Here is a 13,942-nt window from a genome sequence, read left to right as displayed (position 1 = left end):
GGATCGTCTTCCTGGACAGGGAGCGTAGGGGCAGGGATTGAGACTCGCCACGATCTCGCCCGGGCACCCGTCGTTGCACTTCAAAAACTCCGGCCACTCCCGGAGACGCCCGGCGGGAGAGTTCCGGAACGGTTACGATGAAAAGGAGGAGAGAGGTTCAGGCAGCCTCGTTCTGCATCAGCTGGACATCGGCGATGTCGTGCTGCCGCAGTGCAAGAACCTTTGCCTTGAAGATATTCTTCCCCGCCTTGCCGATGGCAAGGCCCCGGTCCTCGTCCCGCACCTCGATACGGGCGACCTGCTGGTCCTCTTCGTTCATGTCGAAGTCGACGCCGGTGACCTGGGCGGGAAGGAAACAGTTCCGGAGGAACTGGGCCGGGTCCATGGAGTACTCCACGACCTCGATCCGTTTGCCCATAACCTCGGAGGCCTTCTTGATGCTCGACCCGCTCTTCCCTATGGCAAGTCCCATGTCGCCGGGATTGATCACGAAGATGATCCGCTCATTGCGGTTATCGACGACACAATCGCGGCTGCTTGCGCCGGTGAGGCTCTCGAACTGGGAGATAAGGCGCATGCACTCTTCTGTCAGCACGACCTGCGGCATCGTCTACACTCTCGCAGCATTCAGGATATCGGATTCACCTGGCTCGACCACGGCAAGCGCACTGACGACATACGGCATACCGCAGGCTTTTCCGAGCTGGACACTCGAGCCTTCGTAGACGTAGACAGGGATATCGATCTCATTCACAAGATTTTTGACGGATTCCGGGCTGTTTTTGGCCACCACGACAAGTCTGGCCTTGCCCTCCTCGATGCATTCCCGGGTCTTGTTCTGGCCGAGGAACACTGTACCAGTCTTCACGGCTTTACGGAGTGAAGCATTAAAGTCCATATACGGTTCTCCTAGATTTTCAGGTTTACAGGTTTTGCGATGAGTTTCACATCACCGGTGCCGAGCTGGATGGGCTGGCCCACGATCACGTTCTCGGTGACGCCGTTCAATTCGTCCACCTCGTTTGCGATTGCCGCATCCAGCAGGTGGTTGACCGTCACCTCGAATGCGGCCCGGGAGAGGACGCTCTCCTTCTCGCCGGCGATACCGTGCCGGCCGATCTGCTTGACCTCGCCGTCCATGCACATCATATCGGCGACGAGCATGATATGGCGGACATCGACGCCGATACCCTGTTCGTTCAGGGTACTTAAGGCCTCCTGGATGATCGCGTTCCGGCCCGCCTCGATACCGAGCACATCGGCAATCTCGCTGATGTTGTTGCTCCGGGTGCGGGAGGTATCGACTCCCTCGACTTCGAAGACATCTTTTAGGTTGGAGCCTTCAGTATAAAGGATATACTCTCCGCCCTCCTTTCTGACGACGACCCGCTCAATATCATCGATACCCTGAACGATGACGTTCCTGACGTGCTCGGCAAGCTGGAAGAGGTTCTGGTAACTCTCCCGGTTCTTCGGGATGAAGACGATCGACGCCTTCTTTACATCCTCTTCGACATCGAAGTCACGGAAATGCCGCTTTTCGCGGATCTTCCTCGGGGCCGCCTCAAAGATCTCCTCGAGGCCGATCTTGCGCCGGTCGCAGACCGACTTGTTGAGCAGGACAAGGACCTGCATATTCTCCATGTCGATGGTGATATCGCCGAACTCGTGGAGCGGCGCAGCCTCGATCTGCCAGCTCACCTCACGGGCGCGGTCACGGTTGAACGCCCAGTCGTCCTTCAGGTGGACCGCCATCGTGGGGGTGCTCGGCTCACGCCGGGCATCCATGATCTCGATGAGGCGGGGAAGACCGAGGGTAACGTTGATCTCGGCCACACCCGCGTAGTGGAAGGTCCGCATCGTCATCTGGGTGCCGGGCTCGCCGATCGACTGCGCCGCCACGATACCGACCGCCTCGCAGGGCTCGATCCGGCTCTTCTCGTACTCGGAAAAGACCATGCCGAGGATCCGGTCGAACTGTTCGTCGGTGAGCTCGCGGTCTGCAAGACTCGCTTTGAGGTCTTCCCGGGTCCGGTAGGGCAGATCGAGGGCATCGATCCGCTGCTCCATATCGCTGTTCATTTGATCTCCTCCTTTAAGACGCTCTCGACGATGCCTTTGACGTCCACCGGGGCGCCGTAACTGCTCCGTGCGGGATCGGTCCCATCCTCGCCGTAGCGGAACTGGATGATCCGGCCGCCCGTCGTCCGGACGGTGCCGTCATACTCGACCTTGAGGTCCTGCAGGGCGTTGATCATCCGCCGCTGCAGGTACCCGCTCTGCGACGTCCGGACCGCAGTGTCCACAAGACCCTCGCGCCCGCCGATGGCGTGGAAGAAGAACTCGGTGGGGGAGAGACCGCTCTTGTAGCTGTTGGCGATGAACCCGTGCGCTTCCGCACCGAGTTCGTTCCTCCGGAAGTGCGGGAGGGTCCGGTCCTCGTAGCCACGCATGATCCGCTCGCCGCGGACCGACTGCTGCCCGAGACACCCGGCCATCTGCGTCAGGTTCAGCATCGACCCGCGGGCGCCGGAGACCGCCATCACCACGGCGCTGTTGTCCATACCGAGGTGCCGCCCGGCGATCTCACCGGTGCGGTCACGGGCCTTGCCGAGCACCTGCATGATCTGCATCTCAAGCGTCTCCTCAAGCGTCCGGCCCGGCATCGGCTCGAGCTGCCCTTCGTTGAAGATCTTGATCCGGCGGTCGACGTCGCCGACGGCGCCCTTCAGGGCCTCGTCGATCTGGCCGTACTCGGTCCGGGTCAGGTCTTCGTCATCGATACCGAACGAGAACCCTTCGAGCATGATGCCCCGGATCGAGAGCTTGGTCACGTCGTCGATGAACCGGGCGGCCCGCTTCATCCCGTGCTGCCGTATGATCCGGTGCAGGATCTGGCCGTCGAACGCGCCGATCGCCTTCTTGTCAATGGTCCCGGAGACCAGGTTCCCGGCGACGATCCGGACGAACGCGTCGTTCTCGCACATCTCCCGCCGGCAGGTCTCGCAGTTCTGGCACGACGAGGCCCGGAAGATCATGTTCAGGTCGTCGGGGAGGATCAGCGAGAAGATCTGCTTGTTGGTCCAGAGCGGGTGCCCGGCATCGTCCAGCCGGTCCGGCTCGGGCAGGTGCTCGATGGGCAGGTGCTGGGTGAGGTAGAGGGTGTCCTCCTTTCCGAAACGGCGGACCCGGTGGGTCAGGAGGAAGATGCCCGATATGTGGTCGTGGATACCCCCGATGATCGGGCCGCCGGTCCTCGGCGAGAGGATGTTTGCCTGCACCGAGACCAGGATCTCGGCCTCGGCCCGCGCCTCCTCGGTCTGCGGGATGTGCAGGTTCATCTCGTCGCCGTCGAAGTCGGCGTTGTAGGGCGGACAGACGGCCGGGTTCAGCCGGAAGGTCTTCCCGTCCATCACGATGATCCGGTGGGCCATGATGCTCATCCGGTGCAGCGAGGGCTGCCGGTTGAAGAGGACGATATCCCCGTCCTTCAACTGCCGCTCCACGGTCCAGCCCGGTTCAAGCATCTCCGCGACCGTCTCCAGGTTCACGTCTGATAGGCGCATCCTCCGGTTATCGGGTCGGATAGCGTAGTTTGCGCCGCAGGGCGACCTGATGGTGGGGCGCTCGGGGCCGTTCAAGATGTACTGCCGCATCTCCTCGAAGTTGAACGGCGTCACCCTGACCGGGACGGTCATCTCGTTTGCGATGGCAAGCGGGATCCCGACCTCGGTGATGGAGAGGTTCGGGTCGGGGGAGATCACCGTACGGGCGGAGAAGTTCACACGCTTCCCCGAGAGCGAACCGCGGAACCGTCCCTCCTTCCCCTTGAGCCGCTGCGAGAGGGTCTTTAAGGGCCGGCCGCTCCGGTGCCGGGCGGGCGGGCACCCCGCCACCTCGTTGTCGAGGTAGGTGGTGACGTGGTACTGCAGGAGTTCCCAGAGGTCCTCGATGATCAGCTGGGGCGCACCGGCGTCCTGGTTCTCCTTGAACCGCTGGTTGATCCGGATGATGTCCACGAGCTTGTGGGTCAGGTCGTCCTCGGACCGCTGCCCGTTCTCGAGGATGATCGAGGGGCGCATCGTGACCGGGGGGACCGGGAGGACGGTGAGGATCGTCCACTCCGGCCGCGCAACGTCCGGGTTGACCCCCATCACCCGCAGGTCGTCGTCCGGGATCTTTTCCAGGCGCGCTCTGATGTCGGCCGGGGTCAGCTTGTGCTCGATCTTTCTCCCCTCCTCCACGAAGACCTCAGAGAAGGTGGTGGGCTTCTCGAAGTTGATCTTGAGCTGCTGCTCCCCGCAGTGGGGGCAGACCCGCTCCTTCTTGATGTCTTTCTCGGAGACGATATCCCCGGAGAGTTCGCTGTCGTCAGGGCCGACGACCTTCTCGACCTCTTCGGCCGTCATCAGCAGCCGGGAACAGGACCGGCAGGTCACCCGGAGGAGTTTCCTGATCAGCCGGGTGTAGCCGACGTGGATGACGGGTTTTGCGAGCTCGATGTGCCCGAAGTGGCCCGGGCAGTCGGCCGCCTTCTGGTCGCAGGTCTTGCACCGGAGACCGGGGTCGATGACGCCCAGGTTCAGGTCCATCAGACCCTGCGGGTACGGAAACCCGTCGTCGTCGTAGGTGTCCGCCCAGATGATCTTCCGGACGCTCATTTTACGGATCTCCTTCGGGGAGAAGAGCCCGAACTCGATCCTTCCAACACGTTTTGGACTGGTCATAGTTTGATTGCGCCCCCTCTCTTATACCATATCGTCGAGCCGCAGGCGGGGAGCGATGCCCATGCTCTTCATCTCGTCGAGGAGGAGCTTGAAGGCGTAGCTCATCTCGACGGGGTAGATGTCAGTCTCGCTGCCGCAGGCAAGACAGCGCGTCACCTTCCGCTTCCGGTCAAGCATCGCCACCATGCCGCACTTCGCGCAGACCCACTGGGTCACCTTGTCCGACTCGTCGAGCAGCCGCTCTTTCAAGGCCATGGCCGCACCGTGGCCGATCATCACGTCCCGCTCCATCTCACCGAACCGGAGACCGCCCTCACGCGCACGCCCTTCGGTCGGCTGCCGGGTGAGGACCTGCACGGGGCCGCGCGACCGCGCGTGCATCTTGCTCGAGACCATGTGGTAGAGCTTCTGGTAGTAGATGACGCCGATGTAGATGTCGGCCGCAAACTGCCGCCCGGTGACGCCGTCGTACATCACTTCGCGGCCGTTGTGGGCAAAGCCGAGTTCACTGAGCGACCGCCGGAGGTTCACCTCGCGCTCCCCGCGGAACGCCGTCGCGTCGATCCGCCGGCCCTCGAGGGAGCCGACCTTGCCGCCCAGCATCTCGAGCATATGCCCGATGGTCATACGGCTCGGGACCGCGTGGGGGTTGATGATCAGGTCGGGCGTCATGCCCGACTCGGTGAACGGCATATCCGCCGCAGGCTGAATCAGCCCGATGACGCCCTTCTGGCCGTGCCGGGACGCGAACTTGTCGCCCACCTCCGGCACCCGGAGGTCCCGGGTCCGGACCTTCACGAGGTGCGAGGAGTTCTCGCCCTCGGTGATGATGACGGTGTCAACGATGCCGTGCTCGTTGCTCCGCATCGTGACCGACGTGTCGCGCCTCTTCTCGACGGAGATGAGCTCGCTCGTCGGCTCTTCGAGGAACCTCGGCGGGGAGGTCTTCCCGATCAGCACGTCTTTCTCGCGGACGACCGTCTCGGGGCTGATGATGCCGTCGATGTCGAGGTTCGCGTAGTACTCCGCGCCGTGCGCACCAGAGACCTCTTCGTCCGGGATCTCGATCTTGTCGACCTGGCCGCCGGGGTACCGCCGCTCCTCGCCGTCGTAGGTGCGGAAGAAGTGCGAACGCCCGAGGCCCCGGTCGATGGAGGCCTGGTTGATGATCAGCGCGTCTTCAATGTTGAACCCCTCGTAGGAGATGATCGCGACGACGAAGTTCTGGCCGGCCGGGCGATCGTCGGAACCGATCACGTCGGAGGTCTGGGTGAAGGTGAGGGGTTTCTGGACGTAGTGGAGCATGTGCCCCCGGGTATCGGGGCGGAGCTTCATGTTCGCCGCCCCAAAGCCGAGTGCCTGCTTGATCATCCCTGCGCCCATGGTGACACGGGGACTCGCGTTGTGTTCGGGGAACGGGACGTGCGCCGCCCCGATACCCAGGATGAGCGAGGGGTCGATCTCAAGATGCGTGTGCTCGGGGGTGAGATCCGCTTCGTTGATGGCGATGAAGAGGTCTTCCTCTTCCTCGGCGTCGATGAACTCGATCGCGCCCTTCTGCACCACGTTCTCAAACGTCATCTCGCCTTTCCGGAGGAGCTCGATCTCGTCTTCGGTCACCTGCGGTTTGCCGTTCCGGACCACGACCAGGGGCCGGCGCGCTCTCCCGCGATCGGTGTGGACGATGACGTCGTTGTTGAACTCCTTGTAGGAGACGTTGATCTCGCGTGAGATCTCGCCGCGCCGGCGCATGTCGCGGATCCGGCTAACCAGGTCCCGGGGGTCGTCCACGAGCCCGATCAGGGCGCCGTCCACAAAGACTCTTGATTGTCTCATGCCGTCTCCCTCCGGAGGGCGATGACGCCCATATCGTAGAGAACGTTCTTCACTTCCTCTTCGTCGATGACGCCCTTGCTGATCTCGACCATCTGGGCGAAGTTCTTCACCAGCCCGCAGTTCGGCCCCTCAGGGGTCTCGCTCGGACAGATCCGGCCCCACTGGGTGGGGTGCAGGTCACGGGCCTCGAAGTGAGGCTGCGAGCGGGAGAGCGGGGAGATCACGCGCCGGAGGTGCGAGAGCACCGCCATGTGATCGACCCGGTCCAGGAGCTGCGAGACGCCGGTGCGCCCGCCCACCCAGTTGCCGGTGGCAAGCGGGTGCAGCAGCCGTTCGGTCAGGACGTCCGCGCGCACCGCGGTGCCGATCGAGAGGTCGCGGTGGCGCATGCTGGCCCGCTCGAGCTGGTATTTCACGTCGCGCGTCAAGCGGTTGAGCGATATCCGGAAGAGGTCTTCCATCAGGTCGCCGGCAAGTTTCAGCCGCTTGTTCGCGTAGTGGTCCTTGTCGTCGATCCGGCGCCGGTCAAGCACCAGGTCAAAGCAGGCCTCGGCCATGCGGCCGAGGAAGTGCGCCTTTGCGAGGCGGACGCCCTCGACGGCCGGCCGGTAGCCGGGGTCGTCCTCTTTTATGCCCACGGGCATCAGGTAGTTTAAGTGCGGGAGGAGGTAGTTGTCAAGGACGAACTCGGCCCGTTTGCGCTGGTAGTCCCGGGTCTGGTTCGGCGCGAGTTTCTTTCCGACGTACATGACGCCTTCGTCGACCGTGTCGCACTCGCTCTCCTCCAGGTTCTGCATCATGAAGGTGAGGATCTCTTCATCGGTGGAGACCGCTTCCACGATGTCGTGGTCGCCCTGGAGCCCCAGCGCCCGCATCAGGTCGACGAACCGGAGGTGCCCGGCGACCGAGGGGAACGAGACCTCAAGCAGGTTCTTCCTGTTCCGCTCAACGATCACGAGCGCCCGGTAACCCCGGAACTGCGAGAAGACCTTCGCTACGTAGATCCGCTCGTTGTAGCGCTCGGTGAACTCGGTCATGATCTTGTTCGAGGCAAGGTCCTCAAGCGTCATCAGCACCCGCTCGGTGCCGTTGACGATGAAGTAGCCGCCGGGGTCGAGCGGGTCCTCGCCGTGCGCGGTCCGCTCGGCGTCGCTCATGTTATAGAGGTTGCAGGCGGCTGATCCCACCATCACCGGCAGCTGCCCGATGATGGTGACGATCGGGTCCTGCGGTTCTTCGCCCTGGACAAGCGTCATGTCGAGTTGAATGGGTGCCGCGTACGTGAGGTTCCGGAGGCGCGCCTCGCTCGGGAAGAGTTCGGACTGCGACCCGTCCGCCTCGCGGACACGGGGTTTCTTCACCTCGATACTGCCCAGTTCAACCCATACGGCTTCTTTGCCCTTTCCACGGGTCTCGATATCGGTCTCAATAATACGTTGTTCATCGACAACTTTCTGAAGGTTGTGCAGGAGGAAGTTGTTATAAGAGTCTAACTGGTGACGGGCTACATGCTCCCGCGAAAAGTATGCCCTCGACAAAACACTTCGGTCTAACAGATGGATCAGCTCCCCGGCCTCTGATTTATTTCTTCGGTCTCTTCATGACAAGGCGGTAGGCTTCGGCCCTGCCTGCTGTGCGGCTGTCACGAGTAATCCGGATGACGTTCCCGACATCGCCCCCGATAGCTTTGACTCCTGGATCGTCATGGTAAATTTTTGGCAATTGTTCTAAAGAGATATGGTACGTCGCAAGAAGGTCCGCGACCTCTTCTTCGCCCATAATCTGATGGTCCGGAACCATCTCATGGTTGAGTACGTCAAGTGGAGTGCCCATCGCCTTACACCTCACCGACGAAAGAGTTGCGTATCAGATGCATCACCTTGTTAAAATCCATAGACATCGCCCATGGCAACGGGCCCAAGGGGATTTGAACCCCCGACCACCTGGTTAAAAGCCAGGCGCTCTACCTAACTGAGCTATAGGCCCCGCGCGTACTGCCATCCAGCATTATTACAATGCAAGAATAGTATATATAACTTACTTGCAGGCGTATCATATCATTCGCAGTCTAACAATATAAACTTTTCAATTCATCAGCCGTTGCAGGTCTATCGGAATGTTTAATGCCCCGGGGATGGTCTGTTTCTATATTCTCCCTACGGGGCGCCCGCATGACACCACTCAAGACCCGTGCCGATACGGCCATATCTGCCATATCAGGGGCAACGCTGGGCATATACCTGCTCATCGCCCTCTCGCTCTCCCTGCTTGCGCTCGTCTCCTTCTACGACGTCGCCCTGCAGGTGGCGGCGCTCATCCGCGCCGAAGACATGACGCAGGGCGTGCTCCAGGTGCTGCACGCGCTTCTCCTGACCCTCATCATCGTGGAGATCCTCGAGACGGTGACGGCATATTTCAGGACGAACCGGGTGCAGGTGACGCCGATCCTGATCGCAGGCATCACGGCGATGGTGCGGCGGGTGCTGACCTTCGGGGTCGAACCCGTCGAGCCCCTCGATATCGGCATGACGCTTGCCGCCATCCTCGTGCTGACCGTGGCGATCGTCTTCATCGGGCGGCAGGAGCGCACGGACTAGTGCATCGATTCCAAATGAACAGAGCCTATCTGGCCTTCGTCCCATCCCAGACGGAGCGCTCCCCTCCGTCCCCTCACCCCACCCGGCCTTCCTGGAGGGATACTGCATGTCCTCTCCGGCAGCCCCTCCCACCCGCGCTTCGCGCTCCTCCCCGCCCTCCCGGGGCGAGGGCAGTCAGGGGCGATATCCGGGATAAACCGTGCCCGGGAGTGGCAGCGGCGTCGGTTTCGGGAGGGAACGGGAAGACCGGGAAGGCTGGCCTGAATCTGGTTCTTCCCTGAGTTCTCCCGTGGAGTGGACCGTGGGGATATCGCCACGGGGAGGGACCGGGAGGCTCGTCCCTCCCGGGCAAAATGGGCACTGAAGTTCCTCTCCGGCAACCCCTCCCCGCCCGCGCTGCGTCTCCTCCCCGCCCCCGGGGCGAGGGCAATCATGGCGATATCCAGCGGGAAGCCGTAGCCGGTTCTTCTCGGGATCTCCCCATGGAGTGGACCGCGGGGTATCGCCACGGGGGTGGGGACCGGGAGGGTCTCCTCCCGGGCAAATGATACCCGAAGTTCCTCTCCGGCAGCCCCTCCCACCCGGCCTCGGCCTCCTCCCACCCGGGGGCAGGGGCAGTGCTGGCGATACCCGGTGGGAAGCCGTGCCAGGGAGCAGTGCTGACGTCGGTTTCCCGGAAGACCGGGAAGAATCGGCCAGTGAGAACCGGCTAGAAACCGGTTCCTCCCGGTTCCTCCCGTGCAGTGGACCGCGGGGTATCGCCACGGGGGTGGGGACCGGGGAGGGTCTCCCTCCCCAGGTGGGTACTCGCGTTCCTCCTCAAGCCCCCGCCCCCCGGAGGGGGCAGTACGTGGGGATACCGGGGAAAAGCCGTCTCCCGGGACGCAACCCCCCGGATAGTGTGAAAAAAGATCGATACTCTCCTCCGTTGAGCGTGCCGGTAATTGAGAATCATTGCACTAGTATTAGAGGCGGCCGGGCGCCGCCCCCTTGCCCTGCTCACGGACCCGGCACCCCTCAGGGCGGTCACTGCTTCCCGAAAATATCTGCAAACTGAGCGCGGACCTGGTTCAGGCGCTCTTCCTGGAGTTTTATGCTCGCCGCCATGCTTTTTATGGCCCTCGTTATGTTCTCGCCCATACCCGCCCGGGCATCCTTGATGCTGTAGGTGGTCTCGAGGATCTTGAGGAGACGCCGGTTGATATCAACGCTCTTATAGAGGCGCTCGTACTCATCGATGACATGGGGGTCCACACCGGCCTCGCGCGCCCGTTCGATGTCGGCAGCGATGGAATGCCGGCGTGCCAGGACGTGCTCGATGGCCTCGTAGAGCTGGTGGTGGGTGGTGGGTTTGAGGATGTAGTCTTCGATGTAGGCGCCGTATTCGTTCGCCTCCTCGGGCGTGAGAGGTTTTGCGGTCAGCATGAGGACGGGGATATCCCGCGTCGCAGGATTGGTCTTGATCTTTCCGAGCGTCTCCCACCCGTCCATCGGCTCCATCATGATATCCAGGAGGACCAGGTCAGGGGGAGTCCTCCCCAGAACTTCCAGGCACTCCTCGCCGCTAAAGGCGGTGATCGGCCGATAGCCGCCACGCTCCAGCATGGTAACAAAGACGTCGACGATCATGGGGCTATCGTCGACGATGAGTATTGTGTACATCACGCCTCCTCTCCGATCCTGACTGTTATGTCCGATAACCGTCTCTGTATTGTTGGGAGATCTGCAGACTTATCTATTACCGCTGCGATCAGGGCACCTTCTCCCGCACTCACGATGAGAATGGCAGCGTCGGCTGCGGTGATGGCGACCATGGAAGGGCTCTGCAGGTGAACGCTGCCGCAGGCTGCCTCTGCGGATGCGAGGACCGTTGCGCACATCGCTGCGAAAAGGGACGATGAGAGGCTGCCCTCCCGGAAGTACTTACCCAGGATCGCGCCCTCGCAGGATACGAGGGCGCATGCGACGACACCGGGGATGGAACGGATCTCATCGATGCACGGTCGGGCATTTTCCTCCATGAAGGGATTGAAACTCATACGACTTGACCCCGGTATATCTCCATGCACATATCTGCGCCGCATCATATATCCCACATTCCGCATGTCCTCCGTCATGAATAGTATTTTTCGTACTCCCTCCCCAGCAATCGCAGAATCTTTTGCAACTCCTCATTCAGGTTCGCCACCCGTCTCACCCTCCTTCCCTCCTCGACCACCACGAACTCCCGCACCCTCCGGAACCGGAAGAACATCCATTTCAACGTAGGCCGCTGGGTCTGTTTCTTCGTCTGGCTGGTCACCGTCTCGCCGGTTCGCTCCAATTCTCGTCGCACCCGGAACTCCGTGAGCGCATAGATGAACAGGCAGAGTACCATCACCATCGCCAGCGCCTGGATCCGGGATGGCTTCTTCAAAAAGACCTCTGCGACCCGGAACGACTTGTCCTTCAGGAACCGAAACCCGCGTTCCACCGCCCCCTGCCCCTTGTAGTTGGCGAGCAGTTCGTCGGCCGACAACTCCAGATCATTCGTTGCCAGGACAAATCTCCCGAGGATCCGCCGTTCCTCGGCAAGAACCGCAGGGTTGTGCTCGATCTCCGCCGTGATCTTGTACGACACCTGAACCGGCTCCCCGTTCTTCGGTCTCCCCCGCTTCTTCTCCTGCTTGCGGGTAATCGTGCCGATGTCGAGGTCACGGAACTGGTATCGCGGATGCTTGTGGAGCCAGATCTCGGCTGCCATACGCGCATCCGGTTCACAGGCAAACTCCCGGGCACAGAGCTTCCGGAGCGATGCCCGCGTCTGATCCAGGTTCTTTGCCAGGTTCTTCTCGAACGTCTTCTCCTCCCGCTCATACATCGGGACCGACCGGTACAGAACCCATTTCTGCCGGATCCCGGCATATTCGCTGCAATGCTCCTGATAGCTGTAGCGGTCGTCGGTACACGGCAAAAGCGGATCCTCGGTCCGGACCAGGTCCTGCGCTTCCGTGATCGTGGCCGGGACCCGGCTGATCCAGAACGTGTGCTGCCCCAGAGTTTTCAGGTTCTTTGCCGTGTAGAAGGCTGAATCAGCCACATGGTAGACTTTTTCATTAGATCTCAGGTTCTCGTTGAGGTGCTGGATGATGGTCAGGATCGTTTCTTTGTCCGATTCGTTGCCGGAGAACGTCTGGAGGAAGAGCGGAACCCCATACTGGTTCGAGGCCATCCCGAGGACAAACCGTTTGAGGTCCCACCGGCCATCCTTCGGATGACCGTAGGTGATCGCGATCTCGCCCACATCGAGCTCAGCCTCATACGCCCCGGTGACGCTGAAGTTGGTGGTGTCGATGTGGATACAGTGGGCCCCAAAGTCGGTCGGAAGAAGGCATGCTGCAACGATCTCGTTGAAGAGCTCGGTCGGGCCGTAGGCGGCGATCGCGTCCAGCGTTCGGCCGAGCACATCGTCGTTGAGGTGGTCCCGCGTGATGCCCTCCCCGAGGAGACGTTCGACGGCGATATCGTCAAAGAAGTCGGGAAACAGGTAGAGCCGGCGCTCGATGAACCCGAGACCGTTGAGAACCATGGCTTTGAGCACCTGGGCGTGGCTGAGATGGTGATGGCGGGTTTTCGGGAGAGCAGCGTCGATCACATCAGCGATCTGCAGGGAGTCGTAGGCACCGGCGACAATGCCGAGATGACCGATGGAGAGGATCGAGGTGTCGTCGAAACCATCAACGAGAGGCATATTGAAGCGTATTCTCTGAAAGTACAAAGATCTTGTGGTTTTTGATATTTAGAGAGATGGGATTCTTACTGCGGATGATCGGATATATGAATATCGAATCGGCATCATTCCGAAGGTGCCGTTAGCCTGAATTTTACCGGCATTTGGGAAGTATTGCGGCCGCGGGAGGCGGGTAAGGCGCTGCCGCAACACCCCCGCGGGGCCACGGAGGACCGCTCCGGGAGGGGGCTCGCGGCGCCCCCGCGGGCCACGGCTCTACCGGACCATGCCACTACTGCAACGATTCCAAACGAACAGACCATATCCGGCCTTCGTCCCATCTGGCTCTCGCCCCCACCCGCCCCTCCCGGGGGCGAGAGAATCATGGCGATAGCCAGCGGGAAGCCGTGTTCTGGGGTGGTGCTGGCGGTTCCTGGGCAGGTCAGGTGAGGTTCAGGGTTAAACCTGAACCCGGTTCTCCCAGGATCTCCCGTGCAGTGGACCGTGGTGGCTATCGCCACGGGGGTGAGGCTGTCGTCCTCTCCGGCACCCTACTCCGCCCGCGCTTCATCTCCTCCCCGCCCTCCCGAAGGGCAGGGAGCTAATGCTATTATCGGGGAAAGCCGTGTGTCAGGGGAATACTGCTGGCGCCGGTTTCCCGGGAAGGACGGGGAAGAAACCGCCCTGGAACTGGTTTCTCCTCGAGATCTCACCGTGCAGTGGACCGTGCAGTGGACCGTGGTGGCCTATCGCCACGGTGGCAACTCGCGGGGAAGGGCAGGCCTCGGCCTCTGCCTCGTGGCTTCCTTGTCCGGACTCAATCCCTCCAGATTGCCATCCACCCAGTAACCCCTCTCGGAGGGGCAGCACGTAGGGATACCAGGACAAGCCGATCTCGGGATGCAAACCCCGGATAGTGTGGAAAAACCACATGATGCCCACGCGGGGCCACAGGCATACCGGATAAAAATATTGGGGGCCATTTTCATACGAAAACGATCGATACTCTCCCCCGTTGAGAGTGCCGATAATTGAGATTCGGTGCACTACTGCTTGTTGCCGCCTAAATCCCT

General features: G+C 61.5%; 11 protein-coding genes and 1 tRNA gene. 1 reads left to right on the top strand and 11 read right to left on the bottom strand.

Annotated elements, in window-relative coordinates:
• Window positions 1-157: 157 nt before the first annotated feature.
• The 8 genes from QZ408_RS08845 to QZ408_RS08810 all read right to left on the bottom strand — a co-directional run bounded on the left by QZ408_RS08845 (window position 158) and on the right by QZ408_RS08810 (window position 8,549).
• Complete coding sequence (locus QZ408_RS08845; RefSeq protein WP_292490984.1) at window positions 158-607, bottom strand: NusA-like transcription termination signal-binding factor; 450 nt, start codon at window positions 605-607, stop codon at window positions 158-160.
• A 3-nt stretch (window positions 608-610) separates the two neighbouring features.
• Window positions 611-898 (bottom strand): 50S ribosomal protein L30e, encoded by a 288-nt coding sequence (locus tag QZ408_RS08840; RefSeq protein ID WP_292490982.1) that lies wholly within the window; start codon window positions 896-898, stop codon window positions 611-613.
• 11 nt (window positions 899-909) lie between these two features.
• The gene (gene rpoA2, locus QZ408_RS08835) at window positions 910-2,082 is read right to left on the bottom strand and encodes a DNA-directed RNA polymerase subunit A'' (RefSeq protein ID WP_292490980.1); all 1,173 of its coding nucleotides are present in this window, start codon (window positions 2,080-2,082) and stop codon (window positions 910-912) included.
• The gene (locus QZ408_RS08830; protein ID WP_292490977.1) at window positions 2,079-4,727 is read right to left on the bottom strand and encodes a DNA-directed RNA polymerase subunit A'; all 2,649 of its coding nucleotides are present in this window, start codon (window positions 4,725-4,727) and stop codon (window positions 2,079-2,081) included. The genes rpoA2 and QZ408_RS08830 overlap by 4 nt, the downstream gene beginning before the upstream one ends.
• A 21-nt stretch (window positions 4,728-4,748) precedes the next feature.
• On the bottom strand, window positions 4,749-6,563 hold the full coding sequence (rpoB, locus tag QZ408_RS08825) for a DNA-directed RNA polymerase subunit B (protein WP_292490975.1): 1,815 nt from the start codon (window positions 6,561-6,563) through the stop codon (window positions 4,749-4,751).
• Window positions 6,560-8,101 (bottom strand): DNA-directed RNA polymerase subunit B'', encoded by a 1,542-nt coding sequence (locus QZ408_RS08820; protein ID WP_292490973.1) that lies wholly within the window; start codon window positions 8,099-8,101, stop codon window positions 6,560-6,562. Before QZ408_RS08820 ends, rpoB begins: the two co-directional genes overlap by 4 nt.
• 43 nt (window positions 8,102-8,144) lie before the next feature.
• Window positions 8,145-8,396 carry a DNA-directed RNA polymerase subunit H gene (locus QZ408_RS08815; protein WP_292490970.1) on the bottom strand — a complete coding sequence of 84 codons (252 nt, stop codon included), beginning with the start codon at window positions 8,394-8,396 and terminating at the stop codon, window positions 8,145-8,147.
• Window positions 8,397-8,475: 79 nt separating this feature from the next.
• Window positions 8,476-8,549: transfer RNA gene (locus QZ408_RS08810), tRNA-Lys, on the bottom strand.
• Window positions 8,550-8,734: 185 nt separating this feature from the next.
• On the opposite strand from QZ408_RS08810, the gene QZ408_RS08805 reads away from it, so the two are divergent.
• Window positions 8,735-9,160, top strand: coding sequence for a phosphate-starvation-inducible PsiE family protein (locus QZ408_RS08805; protein WP_292490968.1), 426 nt, complete (start codon window positions 8,735-8,737; stop codon window positions 9,158-9,160).
• Window positions 9,161-10,186: 1,026 nt separating this feature from the next.
• Here the strand turns inward: QZ408_RS08805 and QZ408_RS08800 are convergent.
• From QZ408_RS08800 to QZ408_RS08790, 3 genes are read right to left on the bottom strand one after another with little or no spacing between them, the layout of a single operon-like run.
• Complete coding sequence (locus tag QZ408_RS08800) at window positions 10,187-10,822, bottom strand: response regulator (RefSeq protein WP_292490966.1); 636 nt, start codon at window positions 10,820-10,822, stop codon at window positions 10,187-10,189.
• Window positions 10,822-11,277, bottom strand: coding sequence for a roadblock/LC7 domain-containing protein (locus tag QZ408_RS08795; RefSeq protein ID WP_292490963.1), 456 nt, complete (start codon window positions 11,275-11,277; stop codon window positions 10,822-10,824). The genes QZ408_RS08800 and QZ408_RS08795 overlap by 1 nt, the downstream gene beginning before the upstream one ends.
• The gene (locus tag QZ408_RS08790) at window positions 11,274-12,890 is read right to left on the bottom strand and encodes an IS1634 family transposase (RefSeq protein ID WP_292490962.1); all 1,617 of its coding nucleotides are present in this window, start codon (window positions 12,888-12,890) and stop codon (window positions 11,274-11,276) included. Before QZ408_RS08790 ends, QZ408_RS08795 begins: the two co-directional genes overlap by 4 nt.
• Window positions 12,891-13,942: the final 1,052 nt, after the last annotated feature.

It is taken from the genome of Methanoculleus sp. 10 (assembly GCF_913757945.1).
GTDB lineage: Archaea > Halobacteriota > Methanomicrobia > Methanomicrobiales > Methanoculleaceae > Methanoculleus.
Note: the sequence above shows the minus strand (reverse complement) of the source record. Positions and strands in the feature narration are given on the sequence as shown.